The organism is Pseudalkalibacillus sp. Hm43 (assembly GCF_054170705.1).
Genome location: NZ_CM135129.1, coordinates 3,521,902 through 3,540,981 on the forward strand (window position 1 = coordinate 3,521,902; position 19,080 = coordinate 3,540,981).

A 19,080-nucleotide genomic window follows, 5' to 3' on the forward strand; every position below is an offset into this window, starting at 1 on the left:
AAAGATTCATTGACTTAACCCCCGTTTGTAAAGTACAATGAACCCGAGTGAATGTTCATTCATTTTTCGGATCAACGAGAAAAGCAGGCAGTTTTTCTTGTAGAACGTGGAGGTAAAGGACGATGACCGTTAAACGAAAAGGACCTAAATATGACAAAATTATCGATGCAGCTGTTTCGGTCATTGCGAAACATGGCTATCACCAATCACAGATTTCAAAAATCGCGCGTGAAGCTGGGGTAGCGGACGGCACCATCTACTTGTATTTCAAAAACAAAGAAGATCTGCTCATATCTTTGTTCCAGGAAAAGATGGGTCACTTTATCGACACGACCAAAAATGAAATCGAACATCAGCATTCTGTTGAAGATAAGCTGTTAAAGCTGATTGAAATGCACTTCAAACAGCTATCAGAGGATCATGAATTGGCAATCGTGACACAGCTCGAATTGCGTCAGACGAATCGTGCGCTACGAGCGCAGATCGGGGAAGTGTTGAAGCGTTACCTGCATCTTCTGGATGACATCATCCATGAAGGGGTCAAACAACAGGTGTTCCAACCTGACCTGGATATCCGGATCGTCCGTCAGATGATTTTCGGTACATTGGATGAAACGACGACGAGCTGGGTGATGAATGATCATCACTATGATTTGACAGCGCTTGCAAACTCAGTTCATGATCTGCTTATTAATGGCATCCGTTATAGACCTAGTTAAGAGGAGGAGAGAATTTGGAGTACTTATCCTATTCAAAGGAAAATCAAATCGGAACGATCCTGCTACAACATGCACCAGCGAACGCACTCTGTTCTCCAATGATCAGAGAGATCAACTCTGTTTTAGATGAAGTTGAGAAGGATTCAGAAGTCAAAGCTCTTGTCATACGTGGAGAAGGAAGATTTTTCTCTGCAGGGGCAGATATCAAAGAATTCACGACTGTAGAAGATGCATCTGGATTCTCTGAACTTGGTGCTTACGGTCAACAGGTGTTCGATCGGATTGAACAATTTTCCAAACCCGTCATTGCAGCAGTACATGGCGCTGCACTAGGGGGAGGACTGGAGCTCGCGATGGCTTGTCACATGAGACTGGTCACGGATAACACGAAGCTCGGTTTACCTGAACTACAACTTGGGTTGGTTCCAGGCTTTGCAGGATCCCAACGTCTACCTCGCTATGTCGGAGCTGCGAAAGCGACAGAAATGCTCCTGACCAGCGAACCGATTACAGGAACGGACGCGATGCAATGGGGTCTAGCCAACCATGTGGTTTCTGAAGATGAGTTGCTGGATAAAGCCTATACTCTAGCTGGAAAAGCAGCTGCTAAAAGTGCCGTTGCTGTCAGCCTCGCACTCGAATTAGTCGATTTCGCCCGAAAAGGGGAATACGAGCAAGGTGCGAAGAAGGAAACGGAATCGTTTGGAAAAGCTTTCGCCTCACATGATGGGCAAGAGGGTATCCAAGCTTTCATAGAAAAACGCAAGCCTGAATTTAAAGACCGCTAAAATTGGAGGGAAACACATGAATATTTATGTCATTCTAAAAAGAACATTCGATACGGAAGAAAAGATCGCGATCGAAAACGGAAAAATCAGTGAAGACGGTGTTGAATTCATCATCAACCCATACGATGAGTATGCGGTGGAAGAAGCAATCAAATTGCGCGACGAGCATGGCGGAGAAGTCACTGTCGTTACAGTCGGTGAAGAAGAAAGTGATAAGCAGCTCAGAACGGCACTAGCGATGGGCGCGGATAAAGCTGTATTGATCGACGATGAAGATGTGGACTATGGAGATCAATATTCTACAGCTAAAATCCTTGCAGCTTATTTTGAAGATAAGGAAGTAGATATCATTCTAGGCGGTAACGTTGCGATTGATGGAGCTTCCGGTCAGGTTGGACCACGCCTAGCAGAGTTGTTGGATATGCCTCACGTGACGACGATCACGAAGCTTGAAGTAGAAGGTTCTACTGTCAAGATCGAACGTGACGTTGAAGGTGACCTTGAAATCATTGAAACGTCATTGCCAGTTCTTGTGACGGCTCAGCAAGGATTGAATGAGCCACGCTATCCTTCATTACCAGGGATCATGAAAGCGAAGAAGAAGCCTCTAGAAGAGCTTGAGTTGGATGATCTGGATCTGGATGAAGATGAAGTAGAAGGCAAGACAAGAACGTTAGAAGTCTTCCTCCCACCTGAAAAACAGGCTGGAAAAGTACTCGAAGGTGAAGTTGACGACCAAGTGAAAGAACTTGTGTCCTTGTTACGATCTGAAGCAAAAGTGATATAAAAGGGGAGAGAAAACGATGGCTAAAAAAGTATTGGTTTTAGGAGAAGTCAGAGACGGTGAACTTCGTAACGTATCCTATGAAGCAATTGCAGCAGCGAAAGAAATCTCTGAAGGCGGAGAAATCGTGGGAGTCGTTTGCGGCGATAGTGTCAACGACATCGCTGGAAACATGATTCATTACGGAGCAGACCGTGTTCTAGTCTTAGAAGACGAAAATTTGAAAACGTATACATGTGATGCCTATACACAAGCATTGATGCAAGTAATTGACGCAGAAAGTCCTGAGGGAATCGTATTCGGTCATACAGCACTTGGTAAGGACCTATCTCCTCGACTTGCAGCGAAATTGCAATCTGGATTGGTTTCCGATATCACAGGTATTGAGAACACAGGTGGGAACCTTGTATATACGCGCCCAATCTATTCCGGTAAGGCGTTTGAGAAGAAGATCATCACAGATGGCGTCATGTTCGTGACGATTCGTCCGAACAACATCTCTGCTCTTGAAAAAGATGAAAACCGTACAGGTGATGTTTCTAAAGTAGATGTTACGATCAAGGATCTTCGTACGATTGTAAAAGAAATCGTTCGTAAGACGACCGATGGTGTCGATCTTTCTGAAGCGAAAATCATCGTTGCTGGTGGACGTGGTGTGAAATCTGAAGATGGTTTCGAGCCGTTGAAAGAACTTGCAGATGTACTTGGAGCGGCAGTCGGTGCATCCCGTGGTGCTTGTGATGCAGATTACTGCGATTACTCCTTGCAAATCGGTCAAACCGGTAAAGTCGTAACACCTGACTTATATATCGCATGTGGTATTTCTGGAGCAATCCAGCACTTGGCTGGTATGTCCAACTCAAAAATCATTGTTGCGATCAACAAAGACCCAGAGGCGAACATCTTCAATGTAGCTGACTACGGAATTGTCGGAGACCTCTTCGATGTCGTACCGAAGCTGACAGAAGAATTCAAGAAGGTACTCGTTTAATTTTAAGAACATGGCAGGGTGACCCACTTGGTCACCCCTTTGTTTTTGTACCCGATTTGTATGTGTGAGTTTTTTGAAAAAGGGTATGCTACAACTGGAAGCAGATTGTTAGGAAGTTGATCGGTTAAGTGATATACTTCCATTGAAAGTGAAAGAATGATGAGGAGGCAATACAAATGGCTATTTCACACGTAACAGACCAAAACTTCAATACGGAAACGAGCTCAGGCCTCGTTCTTGCAGACTTCTGGGCACCTTGGTGCGGACCTTGTAAAATGATTGCACCAGTCTTGGAAGAGATTGATAGCGAAATGAGCAACGACGTAAAAATCGTAAAGTTAGATGTAGATGAAAACCAAGAAACAGCAGGTAAATTCGGAGTCATGAGCATTCCGACACTTATGCTTTTCAAAGACGGAGAAGTCGTCGACCAAGTCGTCGGTTTCCAACCGAAAGAAGCACTTGTTGAATTGATCAACAAGCATAAATAAGAGTGATTCTTATAATAAGGTCTGCCCTCACATAGGGCGGACCTTATTTTTTTGTATTTTAATCTATAAATTTCAATTTTTATTGGAAATAGTGGGATTTTTATGGGAAATAACCAAAACTGAGCTATAAATTTCGATTTTTATGGATTTTCTCCAAATCTGATCTATAATCCCGTTTTTAGACCCCTATAGACTACTGTTTTATACTGAAAAGCCTCGTTAACGACCGCCTCACTAGCAATAACTGGCATATATTCATACATTTTTTCATCTGAAAAGTATTTTCAAGAGAAAACTTTCAAAAACTTGTTTGACACTGAGAATCATTATCGATATAATACTTATCGGAGAACAGAAATGATAATCATTATCATTATCACTACATATATGGGGGAGAAACAACAATGACAAACAAATTCAAATTTGTATCAAGCAGTTTCTTAGCATTAAGCTTACTTCTTTCAGCTTGTGGTCAGGATGAGAAGAAAGAAGAGTCCAACACACAAACGGAAGAGAATGAAAATAAAGACCAAAAAGAGGACAAGGAAGAAACGGCAGCACAATCTCCATCTGAAGAGATTGCAGCGATGGTTGAATCCTATAACACTGGAAAAGATGAATTGGCGAAAGCAGGCGAAGGCCAAGAAGTCGACTATGACATGGTCATGGACCTGTACAAAAAAGATTTGCAAGGTCTTGTGAAAAAGCGTGACGGTGAATTTGAAACGTCAATGGACCAACAAATTTCAACTGCTCTTGAAGCAGGTAAGTCAGGCGATCTTGACGGAAGCGTCGTCAAGCAAATCTTCGATAAGATCATGCAAGAAGCATTCTTCTTCACAATGCGTCATGAATTCATTGAAATCAAAGAATATTGGGGAGATAAAGAAGAAGTCAACGTAGAACTTGAAGAAGCGAAAGCATTCTATGCTGCTCTTGAAGGAACTGTCCAAAAGCGTGATTCTGCGTATTCCACAAACATGGCTGAGAAAATCCAAGCTGGTTTCGACGAAATGGAAACTGCAGTCGAAAACGACGATGAGCTCGCTTTCCAACTTGGAAAACAAGTCGTAGACAAATCCTTGATGCGTACGTTCTATCTTGCAGTCGGAGCTGAGCCTCACGGTTACGCAACAAAAGCAGCGAAAGAAGCGAAGGAAGATCCAGAAGCGGCACGTGTAGAGCAAGCTGAAGGATGGGCATTCTTCCAATCCATTAAATCTTACCTAGAAAAGTATGCATCTGAAGAAGCTCAATTGATCGAAACTCAATTGAACCTTGAAAGTGATGTTACGAAGCTGGATCCTAAAGCAATCAACGAAGCATTCGTAAGTGGTTTCTCTAAAGTTGCCCTCCACGAATATGAAGAGAGCCAAGAATACTGGGGCGAAGACAAGTCCATGATCACGGCACTTGAAGGAGCTCTATTTATCGAGATCCTTGAAACGGACCTTAAGGCGAAACTTGGGGAAGATCAATACGCTGAACTTCGCAAACAAGCAGAAGACTACATCGGAGCTGTAGAAGCGGACGATCAAGAAAAAGCGAAAGAATTGCTTTCTTCCATCGAAAAAACGTTGAACAGCGTAATAAAATAACTCGATACAATCGAACTCAAAAAATAAGAAGCTCACAAAAGGGCTGACTCAAAAGTGTCGGACTCTCTGAACCAACCAGGGAGGTCTGGCACTTCTTTATACTTTTAGGGAGAATAACTTTTTTGCAGTGTTGGAAATCGACGTTGTTAAAAAGTTTAGGTGCAAAGTATAAGGGCAACTAAGGCTCATCCATCGCTAAAAGCTTGGCTTTGCCAAGTTTCCTTTATGAGTTCAGCCCTTTCAATATTTCAACTTGTTGAAGGTATACTATAATGGTACGGTAAATGCTTGAAAAACAGATGATCAAAAGGTTGTTGAATAGATTGAAGATTGCAGTTACTGGGGGAGCGGGTTTCATTGGTAGCCATTTAACGAAGCGGCTGATCAATGAAGGTCATGATGTGACCATCATTGATAACTTGGATCCCTATTATTCCATCGCACGAAAAAAACAACATATGAAAGAAATCGAAATGCAAGTAGGTACGGTTCCGTTCATTCAACTGGATCTACGGTATGAAGAGGAAACCAGGCAACTTTTTCTTGAACAAAAGTTTGATGTCGTCTATCATTTGGCAGCATTGCCGGGTGTTACGTATTCCGTCGAACAACCTTTGCCTTACGTGGATTATGATATCAATGCCACCATCAATGTACTGAAAGCAGCTGGGGAATCAAAAGTCGAACACGTACTATTTGCATCTTCTTCCTCTGTTTATGGAAATCAGAACAACGGGGCTTTCCACGAAGACATGCGGATTGGAGAAGTCGAATCGCCATATGCTGCTGCAAAAGCAGGTGCGGAATCGTTTTGCCATGCCTTTCACAAACTATACAGATTCAAGATGACGATTCTCCGAATGTTTACAGTTTATGGTCCATGGGGGAGACCGGACATGGCGATCCCGAAGTTCACCCGCCTACTGTTATCCAATGAACCGATTGAAATTTACAGTTTGGACAGTGCCCGCGATTATACGTATATCGACGACTGCATCACGGGACTCTTCAAAGCTATGCATATAGAGCAACATTATGGCATCCTGAACATCGGTTCTGGCAATCCCATCAAGATGATCGACTTACTCAATGTTTTCAAAAAACACTTTCCACATATGAATGTAATCGAAAAACCATGGCGGACTGGGGATGTCAAAATGACTTGGGCAGATATTACGAAAGCATCCAGCCAATTGAACTATGCGCCTGAGGTCTCAATTGAAACGGGGATTGAAAAAACGATCGAATGGGCAAAAGCGTGGTATCAATGAGCAAGAGGTGGATTGCGATCATTCGATTTCTATTCCTGGCGGCGTTTATATGGATCTCCGTGCTCGTTATGGCTGATGAGGAATTCAGGTCTCCACTCCTTTCGTCCTTCGAATGGACAAGCCTCTTGATCATGACGACGGTCTATACGTCCGCCTTTCTATTCAGAGCACTTGCCTGGAAAATGTTCTTGCAGGATCAAATCACCTTCAGGTCAAGTATTATTGGAATCTTCTACAGTTTTGTGCTGAATCATATTCTACCGATCAAGGCAGGAGATCTGATCAGGGCAGGTGTGATATCTATGAGGCATGAGCTATCTTATAAGCGCTCCTTATCATCCGTTATCCTCTTGCGTGGTTTGGATCTCATGACTTTAGCTACATTCGCATCGATTGGTGCTTTCATCTATGGATATCAAATCTCAGTCTGGTTGTTTTTCCTTGCCGTATTAGGGACAGTCGCCCTGGCGTTCGTCGCCTGGAAACTCCAAGACAAGATCGGTTGGCTGAAGCAAGGATTCATCCATATAAAAGGCCTTGGTTTCAAATACGCAACCGGAATTCTGTCTTTGACCATACTGAGCTGGATATTGGAGGGGATTGTTCTTTATCAAGTAGCGCAACAATTTCTTTCTCCACTTGGATACTTACAAAGTGTTTGGGTGAACAGCTTGACTGTTGCAGGACAGGTCTTTCATTTTACACCAGGTGGGTTAGGCACGTATGAAAGTGTCATGACAGCTGTACTCGTTTTTATCGGATACGGGATGAAAACGGGATACAGTATTGGGTTGACGACTCATCTGTTTAAATTTCTGCTATCATTCTTGATTGGAATCGGCTTGGTCATTTGGACTCCGATTCCGATTCAAACCATTAGAGGATGGATAAAAAGGAAAGGGGAAAAATCATGAAACAAGCTTCAAAGTTCGAAAAAATCGCAGCAAGATGCTGGAATTTACTGAATGAAGGCAAACCGTTCACACCGATTTTCGTGTTCGGTACCTTGCTGCTCTTTCATATTCCACAATGGGGGAGCTTAAGTTTCTGGCAGTTTGGGTCTTTGGCGTTTCTATTGACGATTCCACTACTCGCCCTTTTCTTCCATTATGATTTTCCCTTGATGCTGCGGAATTACTTATGGATTCCATTTGTCGTTTTCGTCATGATCTGGCCAGATTTGAACTTGCCTCTATTGATATTCGCATTAGGACTTTATTTCTTTTTCACTATCTTTTTCTGGGGCACGTTCTACTATCACTTGAGAATTGGCACGAGCTGGATGAACTTCAAGCGTTTCTGGAAACTTGTATTGAAAAATAGTGATTCAACAAGTGGGAATGCGCAGGAACAGATGCCGAAATTCCTTTTGGTTCTGTCTCTATGGAACTTGTTTTATACAAGCCTCCAGGGACCCACGGCGATCCAAGCTGAATTTGTCTTAGCACCTGCCGGCTTCTTACTCGGCTTATGGCTGTATGCTTTCATTTTGCACCGCAATCTTTTCGACTGGAAGCCTGACATGTACGATTCCTACACACGTGAAAATGATTCGGAAAGTGAAGGACTGTCGGATCGTGTGGTTGTCATTGTCATTGATGGGATGAGAAAAGAACGATTCTATCAAGCGAATACGCCGTTTCTGGACAAGCTTCGTAAAGAGGGGACGGAATATACACAGATGGAAACGGTGTACCCTGCGCGTACTGTCGTTTGCTTCACCTCCATGTTCACAGGCACATATCCTTATGAGCATGGTATTACGTCCAACATGGTTTGGAAGCTTGGAATCAAGGTCGGAAGCATTTTCGATGCATTGCGATCGGTCGGTAAAAAAGGTCGTTTACTCGGAATCGCCCATCTTGTCGATTCCCTGGGGAATGATGTCGACACTGTAACAGCTGTCATGGATAACGATCACGCGGATCGAAACATTATCGAGCGGTCCAAACAGATCATGAAAAAAGAAGACCCAGACCTGTTCATCACTCAGTTGATTGGAACAGACCAAACCGGTCATTCACAGGGTGTCTTTTATGATGAATATATCCAAAAAATCGAAGAAGCCGATCAGTTGATCGAAGAGTTTGTACAATGGATGCATGAAGAAGGCAAGATGGAGAATACCACCCTGATGATTTGTGCGGATCATGGACAAGCAGATGGGATCGGCGGACACGGACATCTCGATGAAGGAGAAAGGTTCGTACCTTTCTTCATGTGGGGTCCACATATCCAATCTGGTAAAGTAGTTGAAGATCGCGAATCATTGGTCTCCGTGGCACCTACGATTGCACATCTATTAGGTACACCATTCCCAAGCCACAGCAGAGGACGAGTGCTACGAAAAGCGATCCGGCAATCAACGAAAGGAAAGAGGGAACATCTTGAAGAAAATCATCGTATTTTTACCCGCACACAATGAAGAAAATTCCATACAAGAAGTCATTCAAAGAATACCGAAAGCGTTCCATACAAATTATAAAGTTGAAGTGCTGGTCATTGATGACGGTTCAAAAGACCAGACCGTGCAAGTCGCGAAGAAAGCTGGAGCGGACCATATCCGCTCCTTCCAACAAAATAAGGGGCTTGGTGCTGCAGTTCGGGAAGGCTTGAAGGTGTCCGTCGAACTAGGCGCGGATATCAGTGTCATGATAGATGCGGATAATGAATATCCAGCAGATGAAATCCCTGAACTGGTAGCACCAATCATTTCTGAAGAAGCGGATTATGTGATGGGTTCTCGGTTCAAAGGGACGATCAAAGGAATGAAGCTACACAGAAGATTGGGGAATTATGTGTTCACACTCACTCAGTCTATTCTTTTACGTCGCTGGATCTATGATGGTCAATCAGGCATGAGAGCTTTCTCGAGAGCTGCCGCAATGGACGCTGAAATCATCCATGACTACAATTACGCACAAGTCGTCACTTTGAATTTAGTTCGAAAAGGATTCAGGATGAGAGAGATTCCGATTCGTTATCAAGTACGAACGAAAGGGCAGTCTTTTATCAAGTTCAAAGCGTACTTGACGTCGGTCATTCCAGCCATCTACAAAGAAATGAAAAGAAAGCCTGAACGAAAAACGTTTAATGAAGAGTTAACTGAGAATCAATTTCGCTAAAATCGTTGACTTTTAGCGTGATAATGATTATCATTTACGATGAAGGGAAGATGAACATGCGTGTACTACTGCAATCCATCCTACTATTATTATTTACAATCATGATTCCAGTCGAAGCGATGGCTTATTCTTATGGTGATCCAAGTGAAGAACCGATCGCTATCGCCTACGAGGAAATGGTCAGTTACTTAGATAATGAGAATTATGGGAAGGCTGAAGAACTCTTCGGCACCATAAAAGAAGAAATTCAACTACATATGGGAAATGAAATCGTGAACAAAGTCGAGGAAGCATTCGAGGAAGAAGATAAAGAAGCGATCAAAGATCATATGCAGACGATTCTCGTTCTCAACATTTCAAGAAGACTTGGAGCGATTGAAGAAAAGTTTGACGAAGTGGATAAAAACAAAATCTTGATAGCGAAAGCGAATGCTACATATAAAGTCCTTTCTCCAGCCGTACAAAACGAAAATCCTGAATTGGATGCTCAATTGAAGGATGAGTTTGAAAACGCGCTTAACGCTCTAGGGAACCCTGGTTTGTTCGGAGTCGGGGAGAAGGAGTCGAATCCAGAAGGATTCAAAACAAGCAAAGAAAACATCTTGAACGATTTAAAGCAGTTCTTTGATTTAGAAAGTGTCGATGTCGGACATTACGCAGCTGATAGATCGGAAGAGGAAAGTGCGTCTAACACACAAACATGGACGGACTACGCCCAGCTTAAAAACTGGCTGCCGATACTGATCTTAGCTGTCATCATCATTGGGGTCGTAATATACGTTCGTAGAAAAAGATAAAAGGCCTGAACGAGATAGGGGAGAGAGCACATGGCGAGTTTAGAAATCCAAGCATTATTGATTACATTCCGTGAAGCACTCGAAGCTTTACTGATTGTCGGAATCATCACCACTTACCTGAAACGAATCAAAAGACCTGAATACACTAAATACGTGTGGATCGGTGTCGGTCTTGCGCTCCTGGCAAGCTTCGGAGCCGCCTTATTATTCCAGGTCGTATTCACTGGATTCGCGGCAATGGGTAGTGAAATGTATCTGAAAATATCAATTATGTTGATTTCCTCCATTCTCTTGACTCAGATGGTCTTCTGGATGGCTAAACATAGCAAGAATCTAAAAGGTGAAATGGAGTCGAAGCTCGATACGTACTTGACGACAGGAAATGTCATCGGAATGGTCTTCCATTCTTTCCTCGTCGTACTGAGAGAAGGAATCGAGACAGTATTCTTCTTTGCAGCGATTACAGGAGGAAACATCGAGAAAGCAATCACGGGTTGGGGAGCGATCTCCGGAGTCCTGATTGCGGTTGTCGTATGTTACTTCTTCTTCAAAGGATCGATGCGCGTACCATTGAAAACTTTCTTCAAAGTGACAGGAGCATTCATCGTGGTGGTTGCCGCTGGATTACTTGTTCAAGGAATCTCCGTGATGCAAGACCTTAAAATCATCGGCAGCGTCATGCCACAAGTCTACAACCTGACAAGTTTTCTTCCTGAGCATCCGATCGACTATGCTCATTATGTAAGAGATCACGGTGTAGCACCTCTTCTATCAGGTGAAATCGGTATTTTCTTAAAGGCACTTTTCGGATACTCATCCATGCCATCCATTGAAGAAGTGGTCGCGTATATCGGATACTTTGTCGTCATCTACTTACTCGTCAAAGAGAACGGCAAAGAAAAGACAGCTCCAACAAAACAGACTGTCTCCCAAAATGAAGACAAACAAGAAGTCTCTGGTGCTTACGGTAAAAAAGCGCCTGGAGTTTCAACAATCAACACATAATCAAAAACGACAAGACGTTTACAGCGATGTATCCGTCTTGTTTTCTTTATGTCCAGGAAGCATAATAGGTAGATAGACATAAGAACAGTAAGGTGAATCATCTTGAAGCGAATATATTCTGTAACAGCATTCATACTCATTATGACCTCTTTTTTAGGAATCCGTATATATTTTGCAAGCCCATATGCTTCTACTTGGGACATGGTGGACTTTAGCCTTGCACTCGAACGATTCGACTTGTTCATGATGCAGCCCCATTTTCCGGGATATCCTTACTTCATCTTCTTGGGAATGATGGTAGAACCTTTTGTACAAGAACCAGGTAAAGCATTGTCAATCGTCAGTGCGGTTTTATGGACGTCGGCAGCCATTCCAACTTATTTGATTTTGAAAAAGCGTATGGATTATTGGCTTGCGCTACTTGGCACAATCGTCATCCAATCATCCACATACCTTTGGGTGATGTCCACTCAGCCGATGAGTGAGGCAGCTGCAGTAGCTGTGTTACTCTGGTTTTTCTGGGCATTGGATGTTTCCTTGGAAAAGAAGGAACGTCTAGGACAGGCTGTTCTTGCTTCATTCCTTTTCAGTGTATTGATGGGCATCCGGCTATCTTATTTTCCCTTCGGCATTGGCTTGCTCTTATTATGGTGGAGGAGATGGAAAGGATTACGTAAATCTGCGATTCCACTGGCAGAAATCCTTCTCTTTATTCTTTTCCAATTCATATGGATTGGCGGACTCATCACGAGTGCGGGAGGAATCGGATCATTTCTTGAGTTATCTGTCTCCTTTACGAGTGGACATTTCCAGGAATGGGGCGGATCAGTCGTCACCAGTGAACTTTCAATAGTTGAGCGTCTGATCCAACTGATCTTTATCAATTATGTATGGACGGGGCTTTTGGGTGAGTCCATCCTTTCAGCTATATTGCTGTTCGGTTTTGTTGGCATGATCCTCTTTTTCGGTCGGGAAAAGATGGACCGTTGGATGCTCATTCTGTTCATTGCCTATTTGGCATGGGCATGGATTGGGCAGAACATAGAAAAACCGCGGCACATTCTACCACTCGTACCATTGACATTCTTACTTCTGATACAATCAGCAGGAAGTTCGAACATAGACAAAGGCAAAAGGGGAGCCCTCATACTAACACTTGTTCCCCTGTTGATGTTACAATCGGTAAAGGGAGTCATCCAAATTGAAGAAATCAGAGCTGAAAAACCGGCTTCTTATCAGCTTATGGAATATGTAAGTGAGCAGGAAGGCCAGTTAGCTGTTTTTACATGGGAAGAAGAACGGGTCTTCGATTATTTGAATGCACCTTTTTATTATAAAAAAACGTATCGTTATCATTTGTTCCAAGAGGAAATCAATCAATTGGAAAACCATAGAATCCTCATTACGGATCGGGTCTTGAATGGCTTTGCATATCAAGGAATCGACTACACTCCTTATGTGAAAAAAGTCAAAGTCTTCAGATCCAACCATCTGGTCGATCCGATCTATAATGAAATTGAACTCTACGAGTGGGACCCTACCATCAGAAAGCCTAAAGGGGGGACATCATGAAACAACAATTGAAACAAAAACTTTCAGTTCTTCCAAGCCAACCGGGATGCTATTTGATGAAAGACCGTAACGGCAACATCATTTACGTTGGAAAAGCGAAGAACTTACGCAACCGAGTGCGGTCTTATTTTACCGGTTCGCACGACGGCAAGACACAACGACTTGTACTCGAAATCGAGGATTTTGAATACATCGTCACTTCATCGGACCTTGAAGCGCTTGTCCTTGAAATGAATCTCATCAAGAAACATGATCCGAGATACAACGTCATGCTGAAAGATGATAAAAGTTATCCATATATCAAGATCACGAATGAAAAACAGCCGAGATTGATTACGACACGAAATGTGAAAAAGAGAACTGGCCGATACTTCGGTCCATATCCGAATGCTTATGCAGCTAACGAAACGAAGAAACTATTGGACCGTATATATCCGCTACGTAAGTGTAGAACGATGCCAGACCGCGTTTGCCTGTATTATCATATGGGCCAATGCCTTGCACCTTGTGTGTATGAAGTGACCGACGAACAGAATCGCGAAATGGTCGAAGCGATCATCCGTTTCTTGAATGGCGGGCATCAAGACGTGAAAAAAGACCTTCAAGCCAAGATGGAGAAGGCTGCAGAAGACTTGGAGTTTGAACGTGCCAAGGAACTGAGAGATCAGATTCGCCACATCGAATCGGTCATGGAACAACAGAAGATGGTTCATACCGATCAAAAAGACCGTGACGTTTTCGGTTACCACATCGATAAGGGCTGGATGTGTGTCCAAGTCTTTTTCGTGCGACAAGGAAAATTGATTGAACGAGACGTGTCGCTCTTTCCGGTTTACGGGGATCCAGAAGAAGAGTTTTTATCATTCGTCGGGCAATTTTATCTGCAAAAGAACCACATCATGCCAAAAGAAATACTCGTACCCAAGCATGTGGAGAGTGACCTATTGGAGAAATTATTGGAAATCGACGTTACCCAGCCTCAACGCGGCAAAAAGAAAGACCTTGTCAATCTGGCGACGAAGAATGCCCAAATTGCTTTAGGTGAGAAGTTCGAGTTGATCAAAAAAGACGAAGAACGAACAATCAATGCGATTGAAAATCTGGGTGAACAGTTAGGAATTGCAACGCCTAACCGGATCGAAGCCTTTGATAACTCGAACATCCAGGGCACGAACCCTGTATCAGCTATGGTCGTCTTCACAGATGGGAGACCGAATAAGAAACAGTATCGTAAATATAAAATCAAAACAGTCGAAGGACCGGATGATTACGCGTCGATGAGAGAAGTGACACGCAGACGTTATTCGCGCGTGTTGAAAGAAGATCTTCCTCTGCCGGACTTGATCATCATCGATGGAGGAAAAGGGCAAATCAGTGCAGCCATCGATGTACTGGAGAACGAACTAGGGCTGTCCATCCCGGTTTGTGGGCTCGTGAAAGATGACAAACATAATACGGCACAACTGATGATGGGCGATCCACCGGCAGTGGTGCCTCTCGCACGGAACAGTCAGGAATTCTACCTTTTACAACGGATACAGGACGAAGTTCACCGTTTTGCGATTACATTCCACAGGCAGATCCGTGAGAAAGGGATGGTCCAATCCAGTCTTGACCGGATTCCGGGCATTGGAGAAAAGAGAAGGAAAGCATTGTTAAAGCATTTCGGTTCGTTCAAGAAAATCAAGCAAGCTTCTGTTGAGGATTTGGTGGATGCGAAGATCCCAAGCTCCGTTGCAGAAAACATCGTTTCCTACTTCACTGAGCAAGAACAAGAACAGGAAGAGAATTAAACGGCAAATGAAAAGGGCTGATTGGAGCACCTAGAGTCTACTCTGTGCTTCCAATCAGCCCTTTCTTTGTATGTAAACTATGAAACTGGGGTGTCTTCTGAGTCTTCTTTCACTTCATCTTTGCGATCCCATTGGACATTGAAGATGATTTTATCGACTTTGCCGCGTTTCACTTCTTCAGTCGACTCGGTTATCTTCTCTTTCCGCTGCTGGATCTGTTCTGCTAAGAAGCCTGCTTCCAACTGAAAAGAGTCATGTTTACGTTGTTTCAACAAATCCCCGATACGTTCTGAAGTCATCTCGAATGTCATTTCTTTCGTGTTCGCAGATAGAAGAGTCAGTTCTCCAAAGTTCGCTTTCGCGAAGAACTGAATGATTTCCTCGTTGGAGGATAGGGGATATTTACGGGCTAACGTTCTACCAGCCCAATATAGTAGACTATGATCATCTTTTCCGAACAATTCAGGTAAGAGTACATCCCTTAATAGTTCATACCCGAATAAGTATGCTTCTTTTTCACTCGGTTGTGGAAGGATATTCTTGTCTTTTCTCATATAACCTCTCCTTTCCTTCCTCATTATTATTCTATTATAGCTTAATCTGTCGAATGGTCCAAAGCGATTTTCTGAAACTCCGATAATATTATTCAACGACAATCTATGCACCATTCTAAGAAAAGGCTTTCATAGTCTTGAACTTTCTGACATCCAAATGTATTCGTTTTCTTGACGCTCCTATATGATGGGAGTACAATATACATGTTATCAATTCTTGTCGGAGCTTGTCTCTGATAGGCGATTTTTACCTGAGCGCATGATCGGAATCTTGAAATTATTTGAAATTGCAGCGGCAACATTTATCTAAAAGGGGGCGTAGACATGGCACAACACAAGGACTTTGCATTACGAAGATTACATTCATTACTTGGTGTCATACCAATTGGTCTATACTTAGTTCAACACTTGACCGTTAACCATTTTGCGACAAGAGGTCGTGAAGAGTTTAATGCTGCAGCACACTTTATGGAGACACTTCCATTCCGTTATTTTCTGGAAATTTTCATCATCTTCCTACCGATCATCTTTCATGCTGTTTTCGGGCTGTACATAACTTTCCAGGCTCGTAACAATGTGAACCGCTACGGTTACTTCCGTAACTGGATGTTCATGGTTCAGCGTGTTACAGGGATCATCACGCTTATTTTCATCGCTTGGCACGTTTGGGAAACCCGTGTCGCAGCTGCTTTCGGGGCAGAAGTGAATTTCAATATGATGGAAGAAATCCTTGATAACCCGATTATGATTGGATTCTATGTGATTGGGGTCTTATCAACTGTATTCCATTTCTCAAATGGATTATGGTCATTCTTTGTCAGCTGGGGACTTGCTGTATCTCCACGTTCGCAAAAGATCCTCACTTATGTAACCGTGGGTATTTTCTTTGCGGTATCTATTATCGGAATGCGTTCAATCTTCGCATTCGTTTATCCAGAATGGTTTGCTTCTCTAGCGACAAACCTACCAATTTTATAAGGAGTGAGTCACGATGAGCAAAGGTAATATCATAATTGTAGGTGGAGGACTGGCAGGATTAATGGCTGCCATCAAATCCGCTGAAGCAGGAATGCACGTTGATCTGTTCTCACTCGTTCCAGTTAAACGTTCTCACTCCGTTTGTGCACAGGGTGGAATAAACGGGGCTGTTAACACGAAAGGGGAAGGGGACTCTCCTTGGGAACATTTCGATGATACAGTTTACGGAGGAGACTTCCTTGCGAACCAACCTCCAGTAAAAGCGATGTGTGATGCTGCACCAGGCATCATCCACTTGCTAGACCGTATGGGTGTCATGTTCAACCGTACACCAGAAGGTCTGTTGGACTTCCGTCGTTTCGGAGGTACGCAACACCATAGAACAGCATTTGCTGGGGCTACAACAGGTCAGCAGTTACTATATGCACTAGACGAGCAAGTTCGTCGTTACGAAGTACAAGGTCTTGTCACGAAGTATGAAGGCTGGGACTTCCAATCTGCAGTGCTTGATGATGACAATGTTTGTCGCGGTATCGTTGCTCAAAACTTGAAGACTTCTGAGATCCAAAGCTTCAAATCTGATGCGGTCATCATGGCAACTGGTGGACCTGGAGTCATCTTCGGTAAATCAACCAACTCTGTCATCAATACTGGAGCAGCTGCTTCTGCTCTTTATCAACAAGGTGTCCACTATGCGAATGGTGAGTTCATCCAGATTCACCCGACAGCCATTCCTGGCGACGACAAATTACGTCTTATGAGTGAATCTGCACGTGGTGAAGGTGGACGAGTTTGGACTTATAAAGATGGTAAGCCATGGTATTTCCTTGAAGAGAAGTACCCTGCATACGGTAACCTCGTTCCACGTGACATCGCAACACGTGAAATCTTTGATGTTTGTGTGAGACAGAAGCTTGGTATCAATGGTGAAAACATGGTATACCTCGATCTATCCCACAAAGATCCAAAAGAACTGGATATCAAACTCGGTGGAATCATTGAAATCTATGAGAAATTCATGGGTGATGATCCACGTAAAGTACCTATGAAGATCTTCCCTGCCGTCCACTATTCTATGGGTGGTATGTGGGTCGACTACGATCAAATGACGAATATTCCTGGTCTATTTGCTGCAGGAGAGTGTGATTACTCACAACACGGTGCAAACCGTCTTGGTGCGAACTCCTTGCTATCTTCCATTTATGGTGGAATGGTTGCAGGACCTAAGGCAGCAGAATATATCAACGGCTTAGAAAAGACGACTGAAGACATTTCTTCTACAGTTTACGAGCGTCAAGTGAAGAAAGAAGAAGATCACCTCGAACAGATCATGAAGATGGATGGTACGGAAAACGCGTATCAGATTCATAAAGAACTCGGTGAATGGATGACTGCGAATGTAACCGTTGTTCGTCACAACGATAAGTTGCAAGAAACGGATGACAAGATTGTAGAATTGATGGAACGATATAAAGATATCAACATCAATGACACGTCTAAGTGGAGTAACCAGGGTGTATCCTTTACACGTCAACTGTGGCACATGCTGCAATTGTCACGTGTCGTCACACTCGGTGCACTGAACCGTAATGAAAGTCGAGGCGCACACTATAAGCCAGACTTCCCGGATCGTAACGACGAAGAATGGTTGAAGACAACGAAAGCGATCTTCAACGCAGAGAAGAATGGTCCAGACTTCGAGTATGATGATGTCGATACATCGCTCATCGAACCTCGTAAACGTGACTACTCTAAGAAGAAGGGAGCGAAATAATAATCATGGCTGAAGAGAAAAAAATCATTCAATTTATTGTGAAACGTCAGGATAACCCTGATTCAGCAGCTTATGATGAAAAATTTGAAATCCCTTATCGCCCGAATATGAACGTCATTTCGGCTTTAATGGAAATCCGCCGAAACCCTGTTAATAGTCAAGGTGAAAAAACAACTCCAATTACATGGGAAATGGGTTGTTTGGAAGAAGTTTGCGGAGCTTGTTCCATGGTCATCAACGGGAAGCCACGTCAATCTTGTACAGCGCTTGTCGATCAATTGGAACAACCGATTCGCTTAGAACCGATGGCGACTTTCCCTGTTGTTCGTGACCTCCAGGTAGATCGTAGCCGTATGTTCGACGCATTGAAAAAGGTGAAAGCTTGGATTCCGATCGATGGAACATACGATCTAGGACCAGGGCCGCGTATGCCTGAAACAAAGCGTCAATGGGCTTACGAATTATCTAAATGTATGACTTGTGGTGTATGTCTGGAAGCTTGCCCGAATGTGAATGACAAGTCGGACTTCATCGGACCTGCTCCATTATCACAGGTACGTCTTTTCAATGCTCATCCAACTGGAGAGATGAATAAGGCAGAACGTCTGGAAGCACTCATGGGAGATGGTGGACTTGCATCTTGTGGTAACTCACAAAACTGCGTCCAGTCTTGTCCTAAGGGAATTCCATTGACGACTTCCATCGCGGCATTGAACCGTGACACAACTTTACAATCGTTCCGAAGCTTCTTCGGTTCAGACGCACAATAATTCTCAAATTAGCAACGAAACTACAAGGACTGACTCAACATCGTAAATGGGTCAGTCCTTGTTTTTTTAC

General features: G+C 43.3%; 18 protein-coding genes. 17 read left to right on the forward strand and 1 reads right to left on the reverse strand.

Features of this window, described 5'->3' with window-relative positions:
* The first annotated feature begins 122 nt into the window (after positions 1-122).
* The 14 genes from ACXQIQ_RS18265 to uvrC all read left to right on the forward strand — a co-directional run bounded on the left by ACXQIQ_RS18265 (position 123) and on the right by uvrC (position 14,934).
* Entirely contained in the window at positions 123-719 is a 597-nt protein-coding gene (locus tag ACXQIQ_RS18265) for a TetR/AcrR family transcriptional regulator (RefSeq protein WP_439300958.1), read from the forward strand.
* A gap of 14 nt (positions 720-733) precedes the next feature.
* Positions 734-1,507, forward strand: a complete 774-nt coding sequence (locus ACXQIQ_RS18270) for an enoyl-CoA hydratase (protein ID WP_439300957.1) — start codon at positions 734-736, stop codon at positions 1,505-1,507.
* Positions 1,508-1,523: 16 nt separating this feature from the next.
* Positions 1,524-2,294, forward strand: coding sequence for an electron transfer flavoprotein subunit beta/FixA family protein (locus ACXQIQ_RS18275; protein WP_226546720.1), 771 nt, complete (start codon positions 1,524-1,526; stop codon positions 2,292-2,294).
* A 16-nt stretch (positions 2,295-2,310) separates the two neighbouring features.
* Positions 2,311-3,282: an electron transfer flavoprotein subunit alpha/FixB family protein gene (locus ACXQIQ_RS18280; RefSeq protein ID WP_439300956.1), complete on the forward strand. Its 972-nt coding sequence runs from the start codon at positions 2,311-2,313 to the stop codon at positions 3,280-3,282.
* A 176-nt stretch (positions 3,283-3,458) separates the two neighbouring features.
* Positions 3,459-3,773: a thioredoxin gene (trxA, locus tag ACXQIQ_RS18285; protein WP_226546718.1), complete on the forward strand. Its 315-nt coding sequence runs from the start codon at positions 3,459-3,461 to the stop codon at positions 3,771-3,773.
* A gap of 404 nt (positions 3,774-4,177) precedes the next feature.
* Positions 4,178-5,371, forward strand: a complete 1,194-nt coding sequence (locus tag ACXQIQ_RS18290) for a hypothetical protein (RefSeq protein ID WP_439300955.1) — start codon at positions 4,178-4,180, stop codon at positions 5,369-5,371.
* 284 nt (positions 5,372-5,655) lie between these two features.
* Positions 5,656-6,642 carry an NAD-dependent epimerase/dehydratase family protein gene (locus ACXQIQ_RS18295; protein WP_439300954.1) on the forward strand — a complete coding sequence of 329 codons (987 nt, stop codon included), beginning with the start codon at positions 5,656-5,658 and terminating at the stop codon, positions 6,640-6,642.
* A complete protein-coding gene (locus tag ACXQIQ_RS18300; protein ID WP_439300953.1) occupies positions 6,639-7,556 on the forward strand; it encodes a lysylphosphatidylglycerol synthase transmembrane domain-containing protein in 918 nt (305 codons plus the stop codon). The genes ACXQIQ_RS18295 and ACXQIQ_RS18300 overlap by 4 nt, the downstream gene beginning before the upstream one ends.
* On the forward strand, positions 7,553-9,067 hold the full coding sequence (locus ACXQIQ_RS18305; protein WP_439300952.1) for an alkaline phosphatase family protein: 1,515 nt from the start codon (positions 7,553-7,555) through the stop codon (positions 9,065-9,067). Before ACXQIQ_RS18300 ends, ACXQIQ_RS18305 begins: the two co-directional genes overlap by 4 nt.
* Positions 9,030-9,767, forward strand: a complete 738-nt coding sequence (locus tag ACXQIQ_RS18310) for a glycosyltransferase family 2 protein (RefSeq protein WP_439300951.1) — start codon at positions 9,030-9,032, stop codon at positions 9,765-9,767. Before ACXQIQ_RS18305 ends, ACXQIQ_RS18310 begins: the two co-directional genes overlap by 38 nt.
* A 56-nt stretch (positions 9,768-9,823) precedes the next feature.
* A complete protein-coding gene (locus tag ACXQIQ_RS18315; RefSeq protein WP_439300950.1) occupies positions 9,824-10,564 on the forward strand; it encodes a hypothetical protein in 741 nt (246 codons plus the stop codon).
* Positions 10,565-10,594: 30 nt separating this feature from the next.
* Positions 10,595-11,569, forward strand: coding sequence for an FTR1 family iron permease (locus ACXQIQ_RS18320; protein WP_439300949.1), 975 nt, complete (start codon positions 10,595-10,597; stop codon positions 11,567-11,569).
* Positions 11,570-11,671: 102 nt separating this feature from the next.
* Positions 11,672-13,141, forward strand: coding sequence for a nucleoporin-interacting protein (locus tag ACXQIQ_RS18325; protein ID WP_439300948.1), 1,470 nt, complete (start codon positions 11,672-11,674; stop codon positions 13,139-13,141).
* Complete coding sequence (gene uvrC, locus ACXQIQ_RS18330; protein ID WP_439300947.1) at positions 13,138-14,934, forward strand: excinuclease ABC subunit UvrC; 1,797 nt, start codon at positions 13,138-13,140, stop codon at positions 14,932-14,934. Before ACXQIQ_RS18325 ends, uvrC begins: the two co-directional genes overlap by 4 nt.
* Positions 14,935-15,011: 77 nt before the next feature.
* Here uvrC and ACXQIQ_RS18335 read toward each other — a convergent pair whose 3' ends face one another.
* Entirely contained in the window at positions 15,012-15,488 is a 477-nt protein-coding gene (locus ACXQIQ_RS18335) for a YslB family protein (protein ID WP_439300946.1), read from the reverse strand.
* Positions 15,489-15,812: 324 nt separating this feature from the next.
* On the opposite strand from ACXQIQ_RS18335, the gene ACXQIQ_RS18340 reads away from it, so the two are divergent.
* From ACXQIQ_RS18340 to sdhB, 3 genes are read left to right on the forward strand one after another with little or no spacing between them, the layout of a single operon-like run.
* Positions 15,813-16,466, forward strand: a complete 654-nt coding sequence (locus tag ACXQIQ_RS18340) for a succinate dehydrogenase cytochrome b558 subunit (protein WP_439300945.1) — start codon at positions 15,813-15,815, stop codon at positions 16,464-16,466.
* 13 nt (positions 16,467-16,479) lie between these two features.
* Positions 16,480-18,240 carry a succinate dehydrogenase flavoprotein subunit gene (sdhA, locus tag ACXQIQ_RS18345; RefSeq protein WP_439300944.1) on the forward strand — a complete coding sequence of 587 codons (1,761 nt, stop codon included), beginning with the start codon at positions 16,480-16,482 and terminating at the stop codon, positions 18,238-18,240.
* 5 nt (positions 18,241-18,245) lie between these two features.
* The gene (gene sdhB, locus ACXQIQ_RS18350; RefSeq protein WP_439300943.1) at positions 18,246-19,010 is read left to right on the forward strand and encodes a succinate dehydrogenase iron-sulfur subunit; all 765 of its coding nucleotides are present in this window, start codon (positions 18,246-18,248) and stop codon (positions 19,008-19,010) included.
* Positions 19,011-19,080 lie beyond the last annotated feature (70 nt).

Bases quoted from the DNA above. Each gene is read 5' to 3' on its own strand.
- sdhA (WP_439300944.1), top strand. From the start codon at position 16,480: ATGAGCAAAGGTAATATCATAATTGTAGGTGGAGGACTGGCAGGATTA.
- uvrC (WP_439300947.1), top strand. From the start codon at position 13,138: ATGAAACAACAATTGAAACAAAAACTTTCAGTTCTTCCAAGCCAACCG.
- ACXQIQ_RS18300 (WP_439300953.1), top strand. From the start codon at position 6,639: ATGAGCAAGAGGTGGATTGCGATCATTCGATTTCTATTCCTGGCGGCG.
- ACXQIQ_RS18280 (WP_439300956.1), top strand. From the start codon at position 2,311: ATGGCTAAAAAAGTATTGGTTTTAGGAGAAGTCAGAGACGGTGAACTT.
- ACXQIQ_RS18320 (WP_439300949.1), top strand. From the start codon at position 10,595: ATGGCGAGTTTAGAAATCCAAGCATTATTGATTACATTCCGTGAAGCA.
- ACXQIQ_RS18315 (WP_439300950.1), top strand. From the start codon at position 9,824: ATGCGTGTACTACTGCAATCCATCCTACTATTATTATTTACAATCATG.
- ACXQIQ_RS18305 (WP_439300952.1), top strand. From the start codon at position 7,553: ATGAAACAAGCTTCAAAGTTCGAAAAAATCGCAGCAAGATGCTGGAAT.
- ACXQIQ_RS18275 (WP_226546720.1), top strand. From the start codon at position 1,524: ATGAATATTTATGTCATTCTAAAAAGAACATTCGATACGGAAGAAAAG.
- trxA (WP_226546718.1), top strand. From the start codon at position 3,459: ATGGCTATTTCACACGTAACAGACCAAAACTTCAATACGGAAACGAGC.
- ACXQIQ_RS18290 (WP_439300955.1), top strand. From the start codon at position 4,178: ATGACAAACAAATTCAAATTTGTATCAAGCAGTTTCTTAGCATTAAGC.
- ACXQIQ_RS18340 (WP_439300945.1), top strand. From the start codon at position 15,813: ATGGCACAACACAAGGACTTTGCATTACGAAGATTACATTCATTACTT.
- ACXQIQ_RS18335 (WP_439300946.1), bottom strand. From the start codon at position 15,488: ATGAGAAAAGACAAGAATATCCTTCCACAACCGAGTGAAAAAGAAGCA.
- ACXQIQ_RS18295 (WP_439300954.1), top strand. From the start codon at position 5,656: ATGCTTGAAAAACAGATGATCAAAAGGTTGTTGAATAGATTGAAGATT.
- sdhB (WP_439300943.1), top strand. From the start codon at position 18,246: ATGGCTGAAGAGAAAAAAATCATTCAATTTATTGTGAAACGTCAGGAT.
- ACXQIQ_RS18265 (WP_439300958.1), top strand. From the start codon at position 123: ATGACCGTTAAACGAAAAGGACCTAAATATGACAAAATTATCGATGCA.